The 22,041-nt window shown below is 42.0% G+C and carries 17 protein-coding genes; 10 read left to right on the top strand and 7 right to left on the bottom strand.

Features of this window, described 5'->3' with window-relative positions:
* Positions 1–64: 64 nt before the first annotated feature.
* The gene (gene proS / locus MSVAZ_RS12340) at positions 65–1,507 is read left to right on the top strand and encodes a proline--tRNA ligase (RefSeq protein WP_048121374.1); all 1,443 of its coding nucleotides are present in this window, start codon (positions 65–67) and stop codon (positions 1,505–1,507) included.
* Positions 1,508–2,317: 810 nt separating this feature from the next.
* Complete coding sequence (gene cobT, locus MSVAZ_RS12335) at positions 2,318–3,367, top strand: nicotinate mononucleotide-dependent phosphoribosyltransferase CobT (protein WP_048121372.1); 1,050 nt, start codon at positions 2,318–2,320, stop codon at positions 3,365–3,367.
* A gap of 476 nt (positions 3,368–3,843) precedes the next feature.
* Here the strand turns inward: cobT and MSVAZ_RS19620 are convergent, their stop codons facing one another.
* The gene (locus tag MSVAZ_RS19620; protein ID WP_084626140.1) at positions 3,844–4,074 is read right to left on the bottom strand and encodes a hypothetical protein; all 231 of its coding nucleotides are present in this window, start codon (positions 4,072–4,074) and stop codon (positions 3,844–3,846) included.
* 22 nt (positions 4,075–4,096) lie between these two features.
* On the opposite strand from MSVAZ_RS19620, the gene MSVAZ_RS20440 reads away from it, so the two are divergent.
* The 7 genes from MSVAZ_RS20440 (at position 4,097) to truD (ending at position 11,140) form a co-directional block, all read left to right on the top strand.
* Positions 4,097–4,399 carry a hypothetical protein gene (locus MSVAZ_RS20440; RefSeq protein ID WP_048121370.1) on the top strand — a complete coding sequence of 101 codons (303 nt, stop codon included), beginning with the start codon at positions 4,097–4,099 and terminating at the stop codon, positions 4,397–4,399.
* Between the two features lie 549 nt (positions 4,400–4,948).
* Positions 4,949–6,139 (top strand): cysteine desulfurase NifS, encoded by a 1,191-nt coding sequence (gene nifS / locus MSVAZ_RS12325; RefSeq protein ID WP_048121368.1) that lies wholly within the window; start codon positions 4,949–4,951, stop codon positions 6,137–6,139.
* 39 nt (positions 6,140–6,178) lie between these two features.
* Entirely contained in the window at positions 6,179–6,568 is a 390-nt protein-coding gene (nifU, locus tag MSVAZ_RS12320) for a Fe-S cluster assembly scaffold protein NifU (protein WP_157206085.1), read from the top strand.
* Between the two features lie 258 nt (positions 6,569–6,826).
* Positions 6,827–7,816 carry a tetrahydromethanopterin:alpha-L-glutamate ligase gene (gene mptN / locus MSVAZ_RS12315; RefSeq protein ID WP_048121365.1) on the top strand — a complete coding sequence of 330 codons (990 nt, stop codon included), beginning with the start codon at positions 6,827–6,829 and terminating at the stop codon, positions 7,814–7,816.
* A gap of 250 nt (positions 7,817–8,066) precedes the next feature.
* Complete coding sequence (gene pth2 / locus MSVAZ_RS12310; protein WP_048121363.1) at positions 8,067–8,414, top strand: peptidyl-tRNA hydrolase Pth2; 348 nt, start codon at positions 8,067–8,069, stop codon at positions 8,412–8,414.
* 126 nt (positions 8,415–8,540) lie between these two features.
* Complete coding sequence (locus tag MSVAZ_RS12305) at positions 8,541–9,785, top strand: transglutaminase-like domain-containing protein (protein ID WP_048121361.1); 1,245 nt, start codon at positions 8,541–8,543, stop codon at positions 9,783–9,785.
* Positions 9,786–9,823: 38 nt separating this feature from the next.
* Entirely contained in the window at positions 9,824–11,140 is a 1,317-nt protein-coding gene (truD, locus tag MSVAZ_RS12300; RefSeq protein ID WP_048121359.1) for a tRNA pseudouridine(13) synthase TruD, read from the top strand.
* 264 nt (positions 11,141–11,404) lie between these two features.
* On the opposite strand, the gene MSVAZ_RS12295 is transcribed toward truD, so the two are convergent.
* From MSVAZ_RS12295 to MSVAZ_RS12285, 3 genes are all read right to left on the bottom strand, one after another.
* The gene (locus tag MSVAZ_RS12295) at positions 11,405–12,808 is read right to left on the bottom strand and encodes an MATE family efflux transporter (RefSeq protein ID WP_048121357.1); all 1,404 of its coding nucleotides are present in this window, start codon (positions 12,806–12,808) and stop codon (positions 11,405–11,407) included.
* A gap of 196 nt (positions 12,809–13,004) precedes the next feature.
* Positions 13,005–13,088, bottom strand: a complete 84-nt coding sequence (locus tag MSVAZ_RS21310; RefSeq protein WP_332310051.1) for a hypothetical protein — start codon at positions 13,086–13,088, stop codon at positions 13,005–13,007.
* 719 nt (positions 13,089–13,807) lie between these two features.
* Positions 13,808–14,287: a hypothetical protein gene (locus MSVAZ_RS12285; protein WP_048121355.1), complete on the bottom strand. Its 480-nt coding sequence runs from the start codon at positions 14,285–14,287 to the stop codon at positions 13,808–13,810.
* A gap of 279 nt (positions 14,288–14,566) precedes the next feature.
* Between MSVAZ_RS12285 and MSVAZ_RS12280 the strand changes: the two genes are divergently transcribed.
* Positions 14,567–15,175, top strand: coding sequence for a hypothetical protein (locus MSVAZ_RS12280; protein ID WP_232316085.1), 609 nt, complete (start codon positions 14,567–14,569; stop codon positions 15,173–15,175).
* A gap of 496 nt (positions 15,176–15,671) precedes the next feature.
* Here MSVAZ_RS12280 and MSVAZ_RS12275 read toward each other — a convergent pair whose 3' ends face one another.
* The 3 genes from MSVAZ_RS12275 to MSVAZ_RS12265 form a co-directional block, all read right to left on the bottom strand.
* Complete coding sequence (locus MSVAZ_RS12275) at positions 15,672–17,588, bottom strand: outer membrane protein assembly factor BamB family protein (RefSeq protein ID WP_084626139.1); 1,917 nt, start codon at positions 17,586–17,588, stop codon at positions 15,672–15,674.
* A 79-nt stretch (positions 17,589–17,667) separates the two neighbouring features.
* Complete coding sequence (locus MSVAZ_RS12270) at positions 17,668–19,581, bottom strand: outer membrane protein assembly factor BamB family protein (protein WP_048121351.1); 1,914 nt, start codon at positions 19,579–19,581, stop codon at positions 17,668–17,670.
* 65 nt (positions 19,582–19,646) lie between these two features.
* Positions 19,647–20,930, bottom strand: a complete 1,284-nt coding sequence (locus MSVAZ_RS12265) for a HEAT repeat domain-containing protein (RefSeq protein WP_048121349.1) — start codon at positions 20,928–20,930, stop codon at positions 19,647–19,649.
* Positions 20,931–22,041 lie beyond the last annotated feature (1,111 nt).

Here is a 22,041-nt window from a genome sequence, read left to right as displayed (position 1 = left end):
AAAGTTTGTTCAATGAATTTAAGAATTTAAGAGTTATTTCAGATTGCTATAATACGGTGAAGGTATGGCAGAAAGTGAAAAAGAAGCAGCACTCCCTCCAAAAGAGGAATTCAGCGAATGGTATAACGAACTCCTTTGGATGGCCGAAATAATGGATGTCCGCTATCCTGTAAAAGGATTATATGTCTGGTACCCTTTCGGCTTTGCAATCCGAAGAAATACCTATAATATCATCAGAGAAATTCTTGACAACAGTGGACACCAGGAAGCTCTCTTCCCTCTACTTATCCCTGAAAATGAGTTCATGAAGGAAGCCGAACATATTAAAGGTTTTGAAGACGAGGTATACTGGGTAACCCACGGCGGAAGAGATCCCCTTGATATCCCTCTGGCCCTTCGCCCAACAAGTGAGACTGCCATTTATCCAATGTACAAAATGTGGGTCAGGTCACATGCTGATTTCCCTGTTAAAATTTATCAGATAGTCAATACTTTCCGCTATGAGACAAAACATACACGTCCCTTGATAAGGCTTAGAGAGATTACTTCCTTTAAAGAGGCTCATACAGTCCATGCTACCTGGGAAGATGCAGAAGCTCAGGTTAAGGAAGCTATTGGGCTCTATACTGAAATATACCGCAGGCTTGGAGTTCCTGTGCTTCGCTCAAGGAGACCTGATTGGGATAAATTTCCGGGCGCAGATTACACCGATGCTCTTGATGCAGTTATGCCTGACGGAAAGACCCTTCAGATTGGTACAGTCCACCATTTGGGAGATAACTTTGCAAAGACCTTTGATATTAAGTACGAAGCTCCTGATGGCGAACAGCGTTATGCCTATCAGACCTGTTACGGGATTTCCGAAAGGTCGATTGCAGCTACGATTTCCATCCACGGAGATGACAAAGGGCTGGTTTTGCCCCCTGAGATCGCGCCTGTACAGGTTGTAATTATCCCTATTATCTTCAAGAAGGGAGCTGAAGAGGTACTTGCAGCCTGCAAGGATGTAAAGGAACGCCTGACTAAAGCCGGGGTCAGAGTCGAAATCGATGCAAGTGACCTTCGTCCCGGAGCAAAGTACTACAAGTGGGAAATGAAAGGCGTACCTCTCAGGCTCGAAATCGGTCCCAGAGACCTTCAGAATAATGTCGCTGTAGCTGTAAGAAGAGATTCCGGAGAAAAAGAACAGATCCCGCTCTCTGAAATCGAAGCTGGCGTGAGTTCAAAGTTTGAGGCAATCCACGAAAGTCTGTATCAAAAAGCGAAAGTCGAACTTGAAAACCGCATATTTGACTGCGCCGAACTTGAAGAAGTAAAAGAAAAAATCCAGATTGGTGTTGCCACAATTCCCTGGTGCGGAAAGAGAGAATGCGGACTTGCTATGGAAGACGTAATCGGTGCAGGAATTCTTGGAATCCCTCTGGAGCAAAAAAGAGACAAAAAAGAAAAGTGCCCTATATGCGGAGAAGAAACCGAAACCCGTGTTTACGTGGCAAGAACATATTAAAACAAGAAAACTGCTCTGGTACAATTGAACAGTCGATCTGGCACAATTGAAAAGTCGACTGGCACAATTGAAAAGTCGATCTGGCACAATTGAAAAGCCGGCGTAGCACAATTGGAAAGCCAATTATTAAGTATCTGCTCCGGCTTTCATCTTTTTCTTTTTATTTTATGCATGTTATTAGTTGAGTCTTTACAACCTGAACCTGAAAACAAACTATCAGGAATAGTTATATATAAAAACGTACTCAACTGATTTTTAACAAACGCTCAGTTAATATTGAGCGGCTGAGCCCGAAAAGAGCGAGAAATAAAGTAAACTTAACTTGAGTAATATTAAATTATATTTGCTTATAGATAAATATTAAATAGTAAGTTGAAGAATTCTCATTGGATTTCAGAAAGAATCAACCTTTCTTAAAAGCTGTTCCTCCGCAAGCCTTTTCAAAAAAAGTTTGTGCGAAAACCCCAAAAACGAAGCAAAGTTCGAATTTGATGAACTTATCCCCAAACCCTATCGGCATGATCAACCGGCGCAACGATTTCGGGAAAGCAGTTTTTTGAAAAGGCTTGACCAAAAACCCTGACCATTTGAGTTTGAGAACCTTATCCCCAAACCCTATCCGGCGTGATCAACCGGCGCAACGGTTGTGGCACAACCCTTTTCAAAAAAGGCTTGACCGAAAACCCGGAAAAAGTTTGAGTTTGAGAACCTTATCCCCAAACCCTATCCGGCGTGATCAACCGGCGCAACGGTTGCGGGTCAACAGTTTGTGAGTGAGTAAGTTGATTCTATTCATAAAGGAGATATGATATGGCCTGGATCGAACCGGAAGTGACCAGAAAACCCAGAAGACCGATGTTTTTATGTGTGCTTTCCAATACCAAAACTGCACATATTCCCAAGCTTTCAGCTGCAGGAAAAACGGCTGAACTTACAGACTATACACCTGCAGGGGATGCGGAACTCATGGAAACAGGAAATATTATCAGTGTACCTGTTCTCCCTATGACTCCTCCTTATGACACTCCGACTCCTGCAATTATGACCCGTTCGGCGTTGAAACTTACGGACGCTCCCTACCATTTCATTAATTCCGGCCTTATTGTAACCCCGGAAGTCCCATGCATTGACCTCAAGGCAAAGCCCGGAGAAGATATCCGGGAACCAGTTGCAGTCAACGATGTACAGGGGATCTATGAGCGGGCAAAGTTCCTGGGCAGAAGACTCAGAAACCAGGTGGACCATGTAGTTATTGGAGAAAGCATTCCAGGCGGCACAACAACTGCAATGGGGGTTTTAATGGCGCTGGGATACAACGGGAATGTCAGCAGCAGTGCTGATGAAAATCCCCTTGACCTGAAGAAACAGGTCATTGAAGAAGGCTTGAAAGCATCAGGTCTGACTTTTGGCTGCCTGAAAGACGATCCCATGAAAGCTATTTCCTGCATGGGAGACCCGATGATGCCGGCTGTTATAGGTCTGGTTGCAGGTTTCCAGGGCACTGACGTGAGTGTTGTGCTTGCCGGAGGTACTCAGATGGTAGCAGTATATGCACTGATAAAACACCTGGGTTTCAATACGGAAAAGCTGGCAATTGCCACTACCCGGTATGTTGTGGAAGATAAATCCGCAAACTTTACTGAACTTACCAGAGTCCTTGGTGTACCCGCAGTCTACGTTGCAGACCCTGGTTTTGGAAAATCCGAACTCAAAGGGCTTCACAGGTATGAGACTGGTACGATCAAGGAGGGCGCAGGGGCTGGTGGAGCAATGTATCTTGCAGGCCTTTATGGAATATCTCAGGACGAGTTCAGGTCCGAAGTAGAAAACGTTTGCAAACTGCTCAAAGCAGGACATTGAAAAAAGCCGCTTTAGAACTGGTTTTATCGGAATTAATCTCCTTAAACAATCTTCTTAATGCACATTTCGAACCCCTGCCAATATAGGAAAATAATGTTTGATTATTGGATATTTTATTGACCTTATATCAACAAAATAACATTTTAGTATAGCATAGTGGCACAAGAGTGCCAGGGTTTGAAATGTGCATCTTAACTTAACTTTTTTTTATTTCTATAATCGTTTGTTCTGGTAAGAAGTGCTGAAAACAGATACATATGAAATTTTCAGTCAAGGAAGATTGATGATTTTTTTCAGAATAAAATGTGTAAAGCTGTTCAAAAACCAATAATCAATATAAAAAGAAATGAAAAATTTTTGATCTGATAAAAATTCTTAATAATAACTAAAAATTAGAAAAGAGAACTTGAGAGCTATTAAAGCTCCTAAGAAGCTAATTTTTCCAGTTTTACAAAAACTAAACTCCTTTTTTCAATTTAAGTCTCTATTACAGTTTCAGGCGTCTTCATGGGGTTTGAAGGCGAAGATGTCGGGTCTATAGATGTCGGTTTTTGAGTGTGGAAGATATTTACTCCCCCTGATAAGTATGCTTCCGAAATCATACTTCCACAGTTTCGACAATAATAGAAGACATTAGGACCCAGGACTTGACGTTTTAACATTGTCTGGCATACGCTGCAAAACATAGAAATATCTTCATTTTTCATGCAGGGTCCTCACCCGTAAATCATGATAGAATCGAGCCTTGCGGTACCCACTTTTGTCCAGTACTTACAAACACTACAGTATTCTATCTTTCCATCTGAGCTCACTTTTAATCTGGCATGGCACTTTGGACATATTTTTAGCCGATTCGTAACTAATCCCCCTTGGATTTCCATTTTTAAAACTGCAAGATCAGGCGGTCAAAAGCCCTGGAATCGAAAAGATATTCTGACAGTACACAAAGAACCTGAAAGAATATCCAGCAGTACAGAAAAACTTACTGATCCCAACCTTGAGTTCCATTTAAAAGCCGTTTTTGACCTTTAACTGACAACGTATCAATTCCCCCGAACAGGACCTCAGATAAAGGCGTTTTAAGCTAAAAGATTGTATTGCTTAAAAATCATACCTGTCCGACCTCGCTGCAAAATACTACAACAAGCTACCAAATATATTATTCCTGATAGGATATAAGTTTTGGCTCAAAATGAATTATTTTTTATATGATTAAGGGGTAAAAGGCTGCCTTTTGTTGAGGTCGTACTTCCTCAAAGGTATACTGTAAAATGAAAATCAAAGTAAATTCGAAAGCAGCAGCAGGTCTTATCTGATAGGCACTCACGGCAGATATTAGACAACTATTAGACGCTATTAGACGCTGTTAAATAGATATTTCAGTTTAACTCTATCAGTTAGCTTATGTTGGATGTCAATTAATGGACTCAGTTTAACAGGCAGCAGCTAAGTTATAGTAATTATATCAATCTCGACATTATGGGTGAAGTATACTTGCGTTAATCTGGCAAAAAATTCCAGAAAGAGGAATATGCAATAAATTCATATTGCGTAAACCCCTATTTTCATAGGGGGGTTCTGATGGGAGAAAAGCGCTTTGTCTACATGGACCACGCAGCTACCACTTTCACAAAGCCTGAAGTGTTTGAAGCTATGCTGCCTTTTTTAAAAGAACATTTTGGAAACCCTTCTTCCCTGTATTCAATAGGGAGAGAAGGTAGAGAGGCGATAGAGGCCGCCCGTGAACAGCTTGCAAGGGCTCTGGGAGCTAGTCCTGAGGAAATATATTTCACCTCCGGAGGAACCGAGTCCGATAACTGGGCTATCAAGGGAACGGCTTTTGCCAGGAAAAAGAAAGGAAAACATATCATTACCACACCAATTGAACATCATGCAGTGCTCTATCCCTGTAAGTACCTGGAGACTCAGGGCTTTGATGTGACTTACCTGCCTGTAGACAGTTGTGGGCTTGTAGACCCTGCAGAGGTTGAAGCTGCAATTAGAGATGATACTATCCTTATCTCGGTGATGTATGCGAATAATGAAATCGGGACAATAGAGCCTATTCATAAGATAGGCGAGATCGCAAGAGAATATGAGATTCCTTTCCATACTGATGCCGTTCAGGTAATTGGTAAAATTCCCCTTGAGATGGAAAAGAAAGAAAAGAATGTTGACATGCTTTCTCTTTCTTCTCATAAGTTCTATGGGCCCAAAGGAATAGGAGCGCTCTATTTGCGAGAAGGGACAGAAATCGACAACTATATGCACGGGGGCGGCCAGGAGCGCAAAAAGCGAGCAGGAACCGAGAATGTATCAGGTATTGTAGGATTGGGAAAAGCAATAGGACTTGCAACAGGAAATATAGAAAAGCATAATGAGAAAATGAAGAGACTGAGAGACCGCCTCCTTGCAGGAGTCCTGAATATTTCGGACTGCAGGCTTAACGGACATCCGGAAAAACGTCTTCCGGACAATCTGAATTTCAGTTTTGAATACATCGAAGGCGAATCTCTTCTTCTCATGCTTGACGAGATGGGGATCTGCAGTTCTACAGGGAGTGCCTGTTCCTCAGGTTCTCCTGAGCCTTCGCATGTGCTCAGAGCAATAGGACTGCCTCCGGAGATAGCCCAGGGTTCCCTTCGCCTGTCCCTTGGAGATGATAATTCCGAAGAAGACATTGATTATGTACTTGAGGTCCTGCCTGAGACCGTTGAAAAGCTCAGGGCTATGTCTCCATTCTATAAACCTGAAAACGCGTGTAAAAAATAAATCGCAAGTGTACAGGAATATGAAAACAGGGGGAGTTTTGTGTACAATAAAAAGGTCATGGACCATTTCATGAACCCAAGAAACGTAGGGGAAATTGAGGACGCTGGCGGGATCGGAGAAGCTGGAAATCCACATGGGGACCACATGAAGATTTTCCTGAAAATTCGGGACGACCGAGTTGAAGATGCGAAGTTTAAGACTTTCGGGTGTGCAGCAGCAATTGCGTCCAGCAGCATGGCAACCGAATTGATTAAAGGCAAAACCCTCAAAGAAGCCTGGGGGCTTACAAACGAGGCCGTTGCTGAGGCTCTCGAAGGCCTGCCTCCGGGCAAGCTGGAGTGTTCGGTTCTTTCCAGAGAAGCAATCCACAGTGCGATAAATGAATACCGAAAAAAGCAGGGGCTTGAGGCCCTTCCTGAACAGACCTGATAGAAATAAAATAGAAAACAAGTTCAGATTTCATATATTTCAGATCTCATACATTTCAGATCTCATACATTTCAGATCTCATACATTTCAGATCTCATACATTTCAGATCTCATACATTTCATACCTCATGTATTTCATACCTCATGTATTTCATACCTCATGTATTTCAGATCTCATACATTTCAGATCTCATGTATTTCATACCTCATGTACTTCCATATCGTAAACTTGATCTGGGATTCTCCCGATGATGATCTATGAAAAAAATAGGAATTGTCATCACTGACCCGGAAGATTGGACAGCCAGGGCACTTACTGACGCAGCGAGAAAAAAGGGTTTTTCTCCTTTTGTTCTGGATCTCAGAACTGCAAAGGTCAGCATGAATTCGGCAGCTTGGGAATCGAAAGCTGAAAACTCAACTGTGGCCTTCAAAGTGGGAGATATAAAACTTTCTGACCTTGACGCGATAATTGTAAGAGATGTGGGCGCAGGAGCTTTTGAAGGCGTGTCTTTCAGGTTTGATATCCTTCGTGAACTGGGAGACGAAGGAATCCCTGTTGTCAATTCCCCTGAAGCTATCCGGAATGCTGCAAATAAATATCATGCTTCCTATCTTCTGGCAAAGGCCGGACTGCCTGTACCAAAAACCGTAGCTGTGCAGGATATGGAAGCAGCCCTGAGGGCAATATCAAGATTTGGAGACGCTGTTATTAAGCCTGTTTTTGGATATAAAGGAAAGGATATTGCAAGAGTAAGGAACGGCGAAGTCCGGTTTTCGGATAGAAAAGTAGAATCTTCATCCCTGGAACCAATTCTCACTCAACTGCTTCAAGAGAGAGGTATGCTGTATATACAGGAGTTCATAGAGAATCCGGGAAGAGATATCAGGGCCTTTGTTGTTGACGGTAAGGCTATTGGGGCAATTTACCGTAAAGCAGCATCCGGCTCCTGGGTTAATAATCTGAGCCAGGGAGGAAGTGCAGACCAGTGTACACTCACGGAAGAACAAAAAGAAATTGCTGAAAAGGCTGCCCTGGCAGTGAGCACAACTTTTGCCGGTGTTGATATTATAGAAGGTATGACCGAGGATAGTCTTAGTAAAGAAATTGATATTAATTCCGGTCAAACTGAGGGGGGCCCTAAAATTCTTGAAGTCAATGGAACACCATCTGGAAAAGGTATTTTTGATGCATGGGGGATAAATCCGGCAGAGTATATTATAGAATACATCGAAAAAATTTTATGAAATAATTATAAATGATGCCGCCTATAATATCAAATACAACTATTTGAATTTCGTAGAACAACTATTTGAATTTCGTAGATTTTTAAAAATTGTTTGATTTAATTGTTTGATTTAATACTTCGGGCCCGGCTCGGTCACAATATAGAGGATCAAAGAATAAGTCTCAAAACCGAGATATAAAGCCGATCCGGATACCCTCATTGAAAACATTTAAGAAACAGACGGACCTTCAATAAACCCGAGGCAAAAAATGAGTGAATATAAACAGTGTATAGTTACCCGGGAGGACCTGAAGCTTTCCAAAGGCAAGTTTGCAGTGCAGGTAGCTCATGCTGCCATTTCTGCTTCAGAATGGGCAAGCAAAAGTGACCTTGAAAAATGGAAAGAAGGCGGACAGAAAAAAATTGTCCTTAAAGTCCCTACCCTTAATGACCTGTATGAACTTAAGGAAAAAGCAAGACGGGAAGGGCTACCTACTGCTCTTATACAGGACGCAGGACTTACGGAAATTCCGCCGGGAACGGTTACAGTCCTCGGAATAGGGCCGGCAAAAGAAGAGCTTATAGATAAAGTTACGCGGGACCTTAAACTTGTTTAAGTGTCAAGAACCTGAATGCCAGGTTTGGGAATACAGTATTAAAATGAAACCGAGCCTGGGCTATCGATGCAATAGATCATCTGGTGAGGAAAAAGGTTCCGCCTGCGTTCAATTCAGGAGGAAACCATGAGGAATTCAAAGGCTTCAAGAGGAAGAGAGGTAGCCTCAATAATTGCTATTTTATGCGTATGCCTCGTACTCGCCGCACTCACCGGAGTGCTGTCTTCGGATTCGATTGAGAATTTCAGAGAAGAAATAATAGGTTATATCTCCTCAGGACTGGACTCCGAAAGCCAGGAGAGTGTTTTTACACCTCAACCGGCTTTATTTACTTTCCCGGCAACACTCACATACTCCCCCAGGGAAAATAAACTCACTCCCATCCTGAAAACTCCGTTGCAGCCTGGATTCTCCCTGAACAGCAACTACCAGACTTCAGATTTTTACCAGGGGGGAAAGGGCTATGTTAGAATCAATCTCAAAAACGAAGGCCGAAACCCAATTTTTATAGACAGGTACGGGGTTTCGGTTAATGCCTCTGAAAGTCGGATTTATTCTGAGGACTGCGGGGTTTTGATCAATCCCGGTGAGGAGCAGTATATCGGAGTAATCCCGATTCATATCCCTGAAGAACAAAAAGCAAATTTCAGTATTGTCCTCTGGCTGCTTGCCTCGACCTCGGAAGGAAAATGGCATGACTACGGATCTTATTCTCTGAAAAACTTTACTGTAAACCTGAAGCCAATGCCAGAAAAAGCAAATCCAGTATACCGAGACAATCCTTCGCCTTACTTTGAGACCATAAACCAGCTTGTGGAGCCAGCTGAACCTGATATAAGGGAAAAGGCAGTCCTGGTGGCTCGCACATATCCGGGAGCATATAATATCTATCAGGTCTGTGCCCTCTTTGACATGGTAAAAGAGAAGGTCGAATACGTAAGTGACCCAAGAGGTAATGACATCTGGGAGCCAGCCAACGTTACCCTGAGAATAGGAGCCGGGGATTGTGAAGATCAGGCAATTCTCCTTTCATCCATGCTCGAGGCTGTAGGAGGCACAACCCGGGTCTACCTGACCAATACTCATGCCTTTGCAGCAGTATATATAGGCAATGGGACCGCTGCGACAGATGCTGCAGTCAGAGGCGTAAGGGCCTATTACGGAAACGTTGATGTAAATTACCTGACCGACGAATACGGTTCCTGGTTGATGCTCGACCCGACCTCAAGCCTTTACGCAGGAGGGCTTCCCGGAAAAACGGCCCCTGCGAAAGTTAAAACTGCTGAAGGAAACGAAACATATAGAAGCTGGACCTTTTTAGATACGAATGAAGTAAAAGCTATTGATATCAACCCCAGGTGGTCTTTATAATTTTCACAAAGCACGTAATAGAGGAGTGTTTTTAATCCATGCAAGTGCCGGAAATTGAAAAACAGATCGGAATAAATCTTTACTCCACGGATACTGACGGCCTCGGAGGGCAGCTTCGGCAGGAAGTAGAGGATTTTATTGTCAGAGAAATTACGAACCGGGAGGAAGGACAGGAAGGAAAATACCTGATTCTTGAGCTAGTAAAGCGCGACTGGGACACACATCACCTGACCAGGACTCTCGCAAAAATCCTCCAGGTAAGCCAGAAGCGAATCAGTGTTGCAGGCACAAAGGACAAACGTGCACTTACAACTCAGAAAATCAGCATTTTTGATATTGACGCCCAGGAAATTGAGAAGATCCACTTAAAGGACGTAGAGCTGAAAGTCCTTGGACGCTCTCGAAAATCCGTTGAGCTGGGAGACCTGTGGGGAAATAATTTCAGAATTACCATCCGGAATATAAACCATTCGAGTGAGGAGACACACAAACTGCTCGAAAATACCACAAAAGAGATCCTGGCTCAGAGCGGCGTTCCAAACTTCTTCGGGATCCAGCGCTTCGGCTCGGTACGTCCTGTCACGCATCTGGTAGGAAAAGCCATTGTTGAAGGAGACTTTGAAAAAGCTGCCCTGCTCTATATTGTCGAACCCTTCCCTGATGAGCCGGAAGATACACGGAAAGCCCGCCAGTTTGTTAAAGATACTCTCGATTTCAAAGAAGGCCTGAAAATCTATCATCTCCACCTTGGGCATGAAAGAGCAATGATGAACCATCTGATCGCAAACCCGGATGATTTTGCAGGAGCTTTTCTTGTTCTCCCGAAAAACCTCTACAGGATGTTTGTACACGGCTACCAGTCCTACATATATAACACAGTCCTGTGCAGGAGGGTCGAAAAAGGCCTTCCCTTAAATGAGGCTGTAGAAGGCGATATTGTCTGTTTCAAGAATGAACATGGCCTGCCGGATTCTTCAAAAACCGAAAAAGCCACCGCAGAAACTGTAAATGCCATGAACCGCCTGATTAAGAGAAACCGGGCCTTCGTAACCGCTCCCCTCCCGGGTTACAGTACGGAATTTGCGTCAGGCATTCCGGGAGAGATCGAACAGGCAGTTCTCGATGAACTCAAAGTCCCTCTGCAAGGTTTCAATATAGAAAAAGTTCCTGAGATGAGCTCGAAAGGCACAAGGCGGGAAATCCTCCTTCAGGTTGAGCCGAAGTTTGAGGTTGCTGAAGACGAACTGAACCCGGGAAAGTCAAAAGCTGTGCTTGAGTTCATGCTGCCAAAGGGAAGTTACGCAACAACCGTGCTGCGGGAGTACATGAAGGTAGATCCGTTGCAGATGAGCTGAGAAAGCTGGAAACTCAAAACAAGCCGGGCTGCAGAAAAATCAGCCCGTAAAAAAAAAGGCTGCTAAAGGCAGCTTTCTACTCTTTTTATTCGGGCAGCCGTCGTTTTCCAATAACCTGTGCCTGCAATGCTCACAATGGAAGCAGCGGGTTATGACTGGTCTTGGAAAAGGGCGATGCGATTTTTTCCTTCTTGATATCTGGATTCATGAATTCCGTATGCGAGAAGTTCTTACGACAGTGTTCACAGTGGAGTATGCATCCATTTATTCGTCGTTGGTAGTTAATACAATCTCAGAAGCATGGAAGTGCCCTTCTTCACTTACAGTTATTCCATTTTTGAGATAACCGAACTCTTTCCAGAGCAAGCCCAGCACAACCAAAAACATCAGAAACTCCGCAGCCGGGGTTGCTAGCCAGACCCCGTTAAGGTCAAGTAAAGAAGGTAAAATCCAGAGCAGAGGAAGGAGAAAGAGAAAAACTGTTCCTAGCTGGATAAAAAGAGCGTATCTGATTTTGTTTATCGACTGGAAATATACGGAACCCAGCATAACCGTCCCATGGGTAAGGAGGGCAAATACGAAAATCTCCATGCCGTTAAGAGTAATTTTCAGGAGTTCGGGGCTGTCGTGGTTGAAGATAAGGATAAACTGTTCCGGATACATAGAGAGAAGCATGAAACCAATCAACCCTGTCACGAAGCAGGAGATAACAGCTATCTTCAAGGTCCCTGCAACCCGGGAATAACAACGGGCCCCGTAATTAAAACCGATGATCGGCTGGGTCCCGACTGCTATCCCTTCAAAGATCAGGGAAAAAATCGAAAAGACGTAACCTATAATTCCATAGCCTGAAACTGCAAGTTCCGAGCCGTAACTGAGCAGCATGTACTCGTTCGCAAAGAGCAGGATGAAAGTTGAAAACTGCATTGCAAAGGAAGGAAGACCTGTTTTCATAATTTTCAGAATAATTCTCGAGTCCAGAGAGAGGGAACTGGGTTTTAGCCTCAGCCCGGCCCATCCGCTAAAAAAATACAGAGCCAGCAGAATTCCGGAAAAAGAGAAAGCAATAACCGTGGCTATGGCAGCCCCAGCAACCCCCATTCCCATTCGCATGACAAATACGTAGTCAAGAACCATGTTTACGAGAACACTCGCAACCACGCATGTCATAGCAAGTCTTGGTTTTCCATCATTTCTTACAAGAGGATCGAGAGCAATGGACAGAATGAGGAGTACAGAACCTGAAAATAAGACTCTAATGTAACTATTTGCCATGTCAAAGACCGGGCCAGAAGCTCCCAGGAGGCGAAGATAAGAATCCGAGAAGGCAAACCCTATGGAGGTGAGACCTATTCCTGCAAGCAGGAGCAGGGGAAAAGCATTATGTACGAGCTTGAGGGCTTCCTGTCGGTTAGCTCTGCCAAGGGCCAGGGCCACAAGGCTTGAAGTCCCGATTCCGATCATGTGCCCTACAGCAACTATGGCTAGAAGTGCGGGAAATGCAAGAGTTATCGCCGCAAGCCCCTGGCTACCAACAGCATTCCCGACAAAGAAACCGTCAATCACTCCCTGGATTCCAGCAACGATCAACCCGATAGTTGCTGGGAGAACGAATTTCAGGAAAAGCTTTCCGATACTTGCAGACCTCATTTCCCGTTCATCTGTCATACTTTTACCTCATCAAGCCCGGTAGCTATATTCTCAAAGAGTTTCTCCATAACCTCAAGTTCTTCTTCATACAGAATTTCCCGGGTCTTTTCATAGGACCTCATATCGGCCCAGTATTTGCTCTCAACTACCTTTTTTCCTTTATCGGTAAGTTCAACCAGGCAGATCCTTCCGTCTTTCGTAGAAGACTTTGTTTTCAGCAGACCTTTTCCGCCATTATAGAAACCATGTTGCTGGCAGAGGGTTTGCTGACCTCCATGGTCTTTGCCAGTTCGGAGATCGTGGGATTGCCCAGGGAATTAAGTTTCCTGAGATAGAGGAAGACATTGCAGGTAATATCTCTGTATTCCTCTAAGAATTTACATTATTTTAAATTTTTTTGATAATAATGGTCCATTTTTTCAAGAAGCCTGGAACTTTCCACTTTTGCTCCCCATAAATAAAAAAGGGGTGTATTGTTGGGATAAGTTATATTAAAAATTTTCTACCAACTATAAATTATAATTATAAAATTCATAAAATATAGTTATAAGATTCACTTCTGCATTCCAGGACAGGTCCTGCAGGAACAGACGACGAAACTCAGGTTTTAGACTTTCTACAGGTAAATGCAAACATAACGACGCCCATAAATATGAAAACCAGTCTGCTGTAGAGGAAATCATTGGGCAGAATATAGGGTATTGGGCCCTCCATGACTCCCAAATGCCAGCGTAGGGGCCACGAAAGGAAATTATTCCCTAAAGTTGATTCCGGAACAACGCTTTTAACCGACGCTATAAGTTCTGCACTTTCTATATCGCTGACGAATTAAGGGAAAATGTTAAGACGTAAACCAGTCCTTCAGACTCAGCCGTGGTTAATTCTTCTTTAAAAGTATCCCCAAGGCAGTGATATGTGAAATCGAGAGCTATTTCAGCCGGAATTAAAGCCTTTGGAAATGTCGATGGTCATCTATGAATTAGGAAGCCCGTTAAATCTTTAGATTTAACGAGTAGTTCACTCTCTTTCTCTTACCATGCTAAGAAACGCGAGTTTTTTTGCCTCCTGTACCGGGATAAGATAGCCGTCGACCTCGTCAATTTTGGGGTTTGAGGGATCTACTCCATATTTTTCAATATAAGCCACTCTGGCTTCCTCTATTATTGCTAACATTTCCTGCTCGCTCATTACAACGTCATAATCCACACCTTCTTTCGAACTCTCCGGTGGCTCTCCTGTCTCGCTGACAATGACTCTTGAGTTACTTTGAAAAACCGTGCCGTCCAGATAATTCGGAAGTTCTCCTCTGGCAAATTTGAGGTCATTTTCCGTAATATCATATTTTTCATACAACTCCTGCAGTTCCTCATCCGTATAACTCACATGGCCAAAAAGGACCACATCAGCGGCTGCCTTGAGCTGGCTTTCGTAAAATGTACCGAGAATTCCAAGAACACATACGAAAAATACGATTATTGCTGTCCATGTTTTCTTCATAAAAGCTTCTCCACAGACCAGTGTAGAATACAGGAAATCGACGATTTTACAAAATAAGAAATAAATATTAAATCATATAACTTTTCTGTGAAAAAACTAATATGAAACTAATATAAAATATCATGATATAAAATTTAATCTTTTTCTTTTAGTTTGATAAGGTGAGGAAAAAAAGACAAATAGATTTAATATTTAAAAAGTATGGAGTCGGGATAAAGTATGCAAAGGAAAAAAGAAAACAGAGAAATAAATGACAGAGCAGGGAAGGTGATTTGAAACGTGAAATCAGGAATGGCTGCGCTGGTTATAGCGCTATTGCTGACTGTTGCCTTCTTTGCGCCTGCTGATGGCATACAAAAAGTTGCAGATCAAGGGGAAGGGGAAGAGGAAGGGGAAGAAAACGCAGGTGCGCCCTGGTTTAATGAAGGCGACCCCTGGTTCGAAGAAGGTGACGAATTAAACCGGCTCAGCAACGATGAAATTCGCGCCCTTGCCGAACAGAACGAGACGGTAAGGAAAATGCTCGAAGAAGACCAGAAACTTGAGCCCGTCCGGATTGAAAGTCTTGAGGATATGGAACACCTTCCTGAAAACTATCCTGAAGAAATGAAAAGACTGGAGATCGAAGATTATCTCGTGAGACAGAATCTATCGGAACAAACAACAAATAATTTTGGTAATGTCCTGGAACCAAAGAGTGAAGGAAACGAATCAACAAAGAGTGAAGGAAACGAATCAATAAAGAGTGAAGGAAACGAATCAACAAAGAGTGAAGGAAACGAATCAACAAAGAGTGAAGGAAACGAATCAACAAAGAGTGAAGGAAACGAATCAACAAAGAGTGAGGGAAATGAATCAATAAAGAATGACACAAGTAACGCGAACTGATGCATCAGGAATCAGGGTTAAAGTTAATGGCATTCATCCCCTGAGCTAAAGACTCAGGGGTTTTCTGCCTTATGTTTTATAAATTAAGATCACAGATAAAGGCAAAACGAACCCGACTCCCATCCATTTCAGATCTCGTTTATAGTTTTTCTGATCAAAAAGAAGGATAAAGGCCTCTCGATAACATAATGTGCAAACAGCCAGAAGAAGACAAAAGTAAGGGGCAATCTCAGGAAGATCTCCCGAACAACAAATCTCACCGAAGGATTTTCTATCCAGCCTGTAAACAGGCTTACTAGGTTGCTGAAATGAAAAATAAGGAAAAGGCTAATGCATTAAAGGATTATTTTCTACCGGGTTTTATCTTTCAAATCTGACAATTTTCTGTCATCAGTTCCGTATTTCGATACATCAGTGTTGTTTATCATTTCTTCATTTCTCCTTCAGGTAAGATCCTATACACTTCAATTGCGTTAATATCAGTCCCCCTTCCTTATTATTTTCCCCAGGCTTTCTTCTTTCTGATCCCGGAAACAAGAAACGCAATGCCAACAAGAAAGGCTAGAGGCATGAAGAAAAAGAAGATCAGAATAGATAGAAAACCAAGTAAACTCCAGGCACAGGTATAAGGATCGATAGCTTTAAGCGAGAGCAAAAGGACACCTGACAAAGCTATCAGCCAGGGACCAAGTACAAGGGACTTATTACTGCTATTTCTAAGGAGTAATGCCAGCAGAAGAATCATTCCGGCAATAGCAATCGGGGGGAAATAATAAGTAGCAGAGTTCTCGAGCCCCCTGGTAAAGAGCAAACCTTCTTCGCCGTGTTCAAAGGCGTACAATATACCTTCAGTTGAAACCAGGTATAGTTTGTCTTTGTAGACCGTTGGGTCCGATACTGAGGTACCTTTTATTCGGCTACTGGCCCATACCGTTTCTCCGGTATCGGAATTAAACACTCTTATGTTATATGGGCCTGTTGAATATACATATTTGTCAGTTATCATGGACGAAGCAACCGGAATTTCGGGATAAGGGAATTCTTTGTCGGGATAGGAGAGTTCTTTTAAGACTTCTCCGGTGCTTGCATTTAACAGGAAAGATTTGCCGGTATTAACGAGCATTCTATCATTTTTTACTTCAATAATATCCGCCCACTCGCCAGCATTTGTTTTCCAGACCTCTTCGCCAGACTCAACGGACAACGCAAGAATAGTTCCATTATTCTCAATATAAATCAGGTCTTTGTAAAGGAAGGGGCTGTAAGAGTATGTGCTTAAGTTCGAGTATCTCCATATCTCTTTTCCTGTGTTTGCATCCAGGGAAACTAAACCATCTTCTACTTCAGGCTCATCAGTCTCTGGTTCTGGCTCATCAGGATCTATTTCGACGGGTTCGGTATAGATGGAATGAACGGCAGAATATCTGGACACAAAAGTATTTCCATTCACCAGAGGACCTGACATCTGGTAATAATTGCTTCCACCAGTTTCAAAGGATGTAATATTGAATTCGTATTTCCATTTCAAAGTGCCATTTTCAGTATCAATAGCAGCCACATACCTGTCGTAAGGCGTGCTGACAAACAATGTATCTCCAAAAACGAGGGGATTATCCCACCCAACATCAGAATACTCCTTACTCCATAACGGTCTACCGGTCTTTGCATCCAGTGCCTCAACTTTTGAAGAGTGCACAGCAAACAGAACCCCATTCTTATATGCCAGACTGGCACTCCATTCCTTATTCCATAGTGGTTCACCTGTTTCTGCATCAACTGCTATAAGGCCCTCTTCAAGATCTCCACCAAGGTAGAGGACCCCGTCCTTAACAAGTGTTTTAACAGCTGGCTTCTCACAAACATATTTCCAGGGTAGTTTATAAGTCCAGGCAACTTTCAAAGGTGGCTCAAGGGTTACAGGTTCAGTTTCATTTAGATGGAATGAAACGTCATAAAACTCAAAGTCATCGTAGTTACTGCCATTAGCATCACTTCCGGCACTGATTTTCAGGGTATTGTTTCCTGGATTGAAAAGAGAGGGATGAACCGGAATTGTAATATTCACTGCAACGGAATCCGGAGTTTCTGCCGGAACATAATCATTAAGGGAACCTATTACTATCTCATTGAGATATACTTTATCTGAAAATTCATCCGTTGGTCCCGAAACAATACTTCTGACCGTCAATGTGAGTTCTGCACTTTCGATATCTACTGAAGGGTTCAGTGTGAAATTTGCTGTGTAAACCAGCCCTTCAGGATCGTCTGGGTTCAATTCTTCTTTAAAATCGTCACCCAAATGATGGTGTCCGGTATCGATAACTACTTCGGCCGCCGAAACATTTGAAATGGACGCAGCTACAGTTAGAATAGAAACAAACAATAGCAGTGATATGAACAACAATCTTTTCATTATGCTTCTCCGAATTATGTAATTTTTTTATTCATCCAGTGATCTCCAAAAATCTCAACTCCAAAAATCTCAATTCTCCTCAAGACTGCTTCCCCTTCCTGATCCCATACCTAAAAAATGCAATGCCAATTAGAAAGATTATAAACATAAACAAGAAGACAAAAGCAGACATTAATCCGAATACAAACCCTACGATATAAGGTTCTAAGGCTTTAAGAGATAGAAAAATAACCCCTGTTAGAGCTATTAGCCAGGAACCAAAGATAAGGGCCCTGTTTTTTACTTTGATTAGAAGTATGACCAGTAGAATTAACATTGCAGCAATGGCAATCTGGGGGAAATAATATAATGCAGAACTCTCCAGGCCCTTTGTAAAGAACATACCTTCTTCCCCATGCTCAAATGCATACAGCGTCCCCTCTGATGAAATCAGGTATAATTTGCCTTTGTGAAGTACGGGCTTCGATACATCATATCCTTTTATTTTGCTGCTGCTCCATATGAGTTCTCCAGTACTGGAATTAGAAACATGTATATTGTTCCGGTCCGTGGAATATACGAATTTATCGCTGATAACAGATGAGGAAAAACTCACTTTTGAACCGGGATACTCATTCAAGATTTCGCCAGTTTCTGCCTGTAAGATGCCAGGACTTGAAAAATCAACAAATAACTTGCCATTTATTGCTTCAACAACATTTGACCATTTGCCGTTGTTTGTTTTCCAGACTTCTTCTCCGGATTCAACAGACAATGCGATAATATCTCTCTCGCTAAGAGTAGTATAAACTAGGTCTCTGTAAAGGAATGGTTCGAAATATAAAACCTCGCCTGGATATACATATTCCCATATCGCCTTTCCCGTATGCGCATTGAGCGCAATTAAACCCTCTTTTACTATGGGCTTTTCCAGTTCCGGCTCTAACTCTGGATCTTCAGGTATCGCGATGGGTTCGGTATAGGTGGAATGAGAGGCATAGTATCTGAATACCACGATATTTCCATTCACCACAGGCCCTGACAACCTGTAATAGCTGCTCCCTTCAGTTTCAAAGTCGGTTCTGTTGAATTCATATTCCCACTTCAAAGCCCCGTTCTCCGCATCAATAGCAGCCACATATCTGTCATCAGGTGTGCTGATAAACAACGTATTTCCAAAAATAATGGGATTTCCCCACGAGGCACTCAGATACTTTTTGCTCCACAACAGTTTTCCGGTTTTTGCGTCCAGTACATCAATATTTGAGGAGTGTACGGCAAACAAAACCCCGTCATTATATCCCAGGCTAATACCCTGTTCACCACTCCATTCCTTACTCCAGAGTAAGACACCGGTTTCCGCATCCACTGCTATAATAATAGTCTTTCCAAAGTCCTCTCTAGCAAAGTAGAGGACTCCACCCGCAGCAAGTGTTACCTCTGAGGGTATCTCATACCCAAGTTCCCAGGGTAGTTTATAAGTCCAGGCAACTTTCAAAGGTGGCTCAAGGGTTACAGGTTCAGTTTCGCTTAGATGGAATGAAAGATCGTAAAACTCGAAGTCATCGTAGTTACTGCCATTAGCATCACTTCCGGAGCTGATTTTCAGGGTATTGTTTCCTGGATTGAAAAGAGAGGGATGAACCGGAATTGTAATATTCACTGCAACAGAATCCAGAGTTTCTGCCGGAACATAGTCATTAAGGGAACTTATTTCTATCTCATTGAGATATACTTTATCTGAAAATTCATCCGTCGGGCCAGGAACAATACTTATGCCTGTCAATGTGAGTTCTGCACTTTCGATATCTACTGAAGGGTCCAGGGTGAAATTTGCTGTGTAAACCAGCCCTTCAGGATCAACTGGATTCAATTCTTCTTTAAAATCGTCACCAAAATGATGGTGTCCAGTATCGATAACGATTTCAGTCGCTGAAGCAACTGAAGTGGGAATTACTGAAAAAACAAGTAATAATAACGCAAGAATTAATGAATTCTTTATCGCAGGACACATATACCTCAACCCATACCGAAGATTTGAATCACATTTAAATCAGCGTCTTTTGAGTCACATTCAAATCAGCGCCTGTTTACTATAAGTGCTGAAATCAATAACTCTGACAAAACAAACATCATCCCAGGCCCCGGAATACTAACTGGCGACTGTAAATCTTTTGCCGTTTCTTTAGTTTCGTTAGCTTCTTTAGCTCCGTTAATTTCTTCACTTACGTTTAGTTCTTCACTTTCCCTGTTTTCTTCGGTTTCTTCTGCCGTATCCTGTTCAATTACCAGGTCATCTTGAACAAATCCTTCATAGTTAAATACAACAGGCACATCATTAACTCCAATCTCTTTTCCAGACCGGTCAAATACATTGTAAATATTATCAAGAGTGGAATTATTAACTTCCGAGCCTTCCAGAATTCCTACTCCTATGCGGTTTTCAATACCCCAGCCTGAGCTTATAACCGGGCCCTGGGGATAAGTATAAGGTTCCAAGGGATCTCTCGAAAGGTCGCAGATTTTGTTAAGTTGATCGAGCCATTCTCGTCTCTGGTCTTCAATATAGAATTCGCGTTCCTTTCCATAAGTGGCGATTAACGTATTTTTCTTTTGAGTCTCAATGCTTTCAAGCCCCATTTTTGCAAATGTCCGAACAGTCTCATCCTTATCATTTAGAGCATCTGTAAGAGGCTTAATCGCACGTTCATCTCCAATTCTGCCGAGGGCTTCAGCTGCACGTACCCGAACTCTGGGGTCTTCATCGTCAAGGATCTGGATCAAAGGTTCTACAGCAGGTTCGCCCATAAGACCAAGGTTATAACCCAGATCTGCATCAAGTTCTGTTTCTTCTTTCAAGGCCTGAATCATAGGCTGAATTGCCCTTTCATCTTTTATTCCAGCAAGGACTGCAATAACTTTCGTCTGGAGAAAAACATCTTCGTTTTTGTCCTGCAAGATCTTAATCAGGGGCTCTACAGCAGGCTTTCCGATTTCAACAAGAGCATTGGTTGCAGCACTTTCAACTTCCCATTCTTCATCCGTCAACAATTTGATGAGCGGATCTATAGCTCTTTCATCTTTGATCTTACCAAGAGTAATAGCTGCGTTTTCACGGATTTCCGGGTCTTTGGAATCCAGCGCCTGGATTAAAGGTCCTACTGCGGTTTCTCCAGCTTCAACCAGAGCTTTTACGGAATCAGCTTTGACATTTACATCCTGTGCATTGAAATTCTCAATTAAGATCTCAATATCCTGCTCATCTGAAGCAGCACTGGCTACATTAACACCAGAAAAGATAGATAACTGGAGAATAACCAATGTGAAAAATATAAGATAAGTTTTTAGCCTTTCAATCCTCATTTGACCACTTGATCCATGTTCATCTTAGAGCTGCCTGATTATGGTATTCATAGCAAATAATTAGTGCTCGGCAATACATGCAATAGTAATAACTACAAGTATCTTTGATATATTTGTGGTATAGTCAATAAAGTTTAGGAAATTAAAGTTTAGGAAATTAAAGTTTAGGAAATATCTTTAAGAATTAGCTTGAAGTGACCTTTTAGTCTTTAAACATATAAATATTTCTTATTCTTTTGGAAAATTTATTTTGTTTAATGATGAAGGCAAATGAAAAAGAAATGTAATTCAGCCGGGGAAATCTGCATGGGAAATCTGCATGTAACTGGAATCTATCCTAATAAACTATTATGGGACTGTTCAACTGACTTTTTAAGGCAAGGGTGTCTCTATTCAGCAAGGTTTTCGTAAGGGTTTGGAATGAATATCAAGTTTGTAGTGAAAATAGTTAGTATTCCCATAAGTATAATTTAGAAGATGACACTTTTCAATCTGTATTGGAGATTTCAATTAGTGTGGTTAATGATAGTATGGTTAATGATCCTGTAGATTAATACTGATTTTGATTACTGATTTTTGATGCTCCAGAAAATTTGATTATAAACTACTGGTTGATGTTATTCCTAAACATCTCTTAATGATGCATCATGTATTTTTGCAATTTCAGTGAGGTCATAATAGCCATATATTGATGCACAAAATGTAACACTTCTGGCACCGGAAATTGATCAGGAAAATATCAACTGTATAATTATGGACAAACACTGAATTGAGTATAAATATTCAGGTTGCTCTTGAATCCGACTTTTCCCTGATACCTGAGTCCAAATTATTAATCAGTAAAATTATAATATTGTCAATATGATACCTGAAATTTTTTATATAGAATAGACTATTATAATACCGGATATATATCAAAAACCTTAAATAGTTTCCCATGTCAGGGCTAGTTGAAAGTTTTTCAACTCCTTTTTAATATATACAACTTTAAATAGTATGAGTACATTATTAATTGTTAGAGATGAATAACCTTCTAATTATATACCTATACAGGTTTAATTGATCAACCTGTAAGGCTCTTCCCATCAATCTCATAAAACGGATAAAACGG

The organism is Methanosarcina vacuolata Z-761, from assembly GCF_000969905.1.
Taxonomy (GTDB): Archaea; Halobacteriota; Methanosarcinia; order Methanosarcinales; family Methanosarcinaceae; genus Methanosarcina; species Methanosarcina vacuolata.
The sequence above is the reverse complement of the archived record's forward strand: the minus strand, read 5'-3'. Positions and strand labels throughout refer to the sequence as shown.

What these genes read in the sequence shown, in the direction of transcription:
- MSVAZ_RS12270 (WP_048121351.1), bottom strand. Translation starts at nt 19,581, where the DNA reads ATGTGTCCTGCGATAAAGAATTCATTAATTCTTGCGTTATTATTACTT.
- MSVAZ_RS20440 (WP_048121370.1), top strand. Translation starts at nt 4,097, where the DNA reads ATGATAGAATCGAGCCTTGCGGTACCCACTTTTGTCCAGTACTTACAA.
- MSVAZ_RS12305 (WP_048121361.1), top strand. Translation starts at nt 8,541, where the DNA reads ATGAGGAATTCAAAGGCTTCAAGAGGAAGAGAGGTAGCCTCAATAATT.
- truD (WP_048121359.1), top strand. Translation starts at nt 9,824, where the DNA reads ATGCAAGTGCCGGAAATTGAAAAACAGATCGGAATAAATCTTTACTCC.
- MSVAZ_RS12295 (WP_048121357.1), bottom strand. Translation starts at nt 12,808, where the DNA reads ATGACAGATGAACGGGAAATGAGGTCTGCAAGTATCGGAAAGCTTTTC.
- MSVAZ_RS12265 (WP_048121349.1), bottom strand. Translation starts at nt 20,930, where the DNA reads ATGAGGATTGAAAGGCTAAAAACTTATCTTATATTTTTCACATTGGTT.
- MSVAZ_RS12275 (WP_084626139.1), bottom strand. Translation starts at nt 17,588, where the DNA reads ATGAAAAGATTGTTGTTCATATCACTGCTATTGTTTGTTTCTATTCTA.
- cobT (WP_048121372.1), top strand. Translation starts at nt 2,318, where the DNA reads ATGGCCTGGATCGAACCGGAAGTGACCAGAAAACCCAGAAGACCGATG.
- nifS (WP_048121368.1), top strand. Translation starts at nt 4,949, where the DNA reads ATGGGAGAAAAGCGCTTTGTCTACATGGACCACGCAGCTACCACTTTC.
- MSVAZ_RS19620 (WP_084626140.1), bottom strand. Translation starts at nt 4,074, where the DNA reads ATGAAAAATGAAGATATTTCTATGTTTTGCAGCGTATGCCAGACAATG.
- proS (WP_048121374.1), top strand. Translation starts at nt 65, where the DNA reads ATGGCAGAAAGTGAAAAAGAAGCAGCACTCCCTCCAAAAGAGGAATTC.
- mptN (WP_048121365.1), top strand. Translation starts at nt 6,827, where the DNA reads ATGAAAAAAATAGGAATTGTCATCACTGACCCGGAAGATTGGACAGCC.
- MSVAZ_RS12285 (WP_048121355.1), bottom strand. Translation starts at nt 14,287, where the DNA reads ATGAAGAAAACATGGACAGCAATAATCGTATTTTTCGTATGTGTTCTT.
- pth2 (WP_048121363.1), top strand. Translation starts at nt 8,067, where the DNA reads ATGAGTGAATATAAACAGTGTATAGTTACCCGGGAGGACCTGAAGCTT.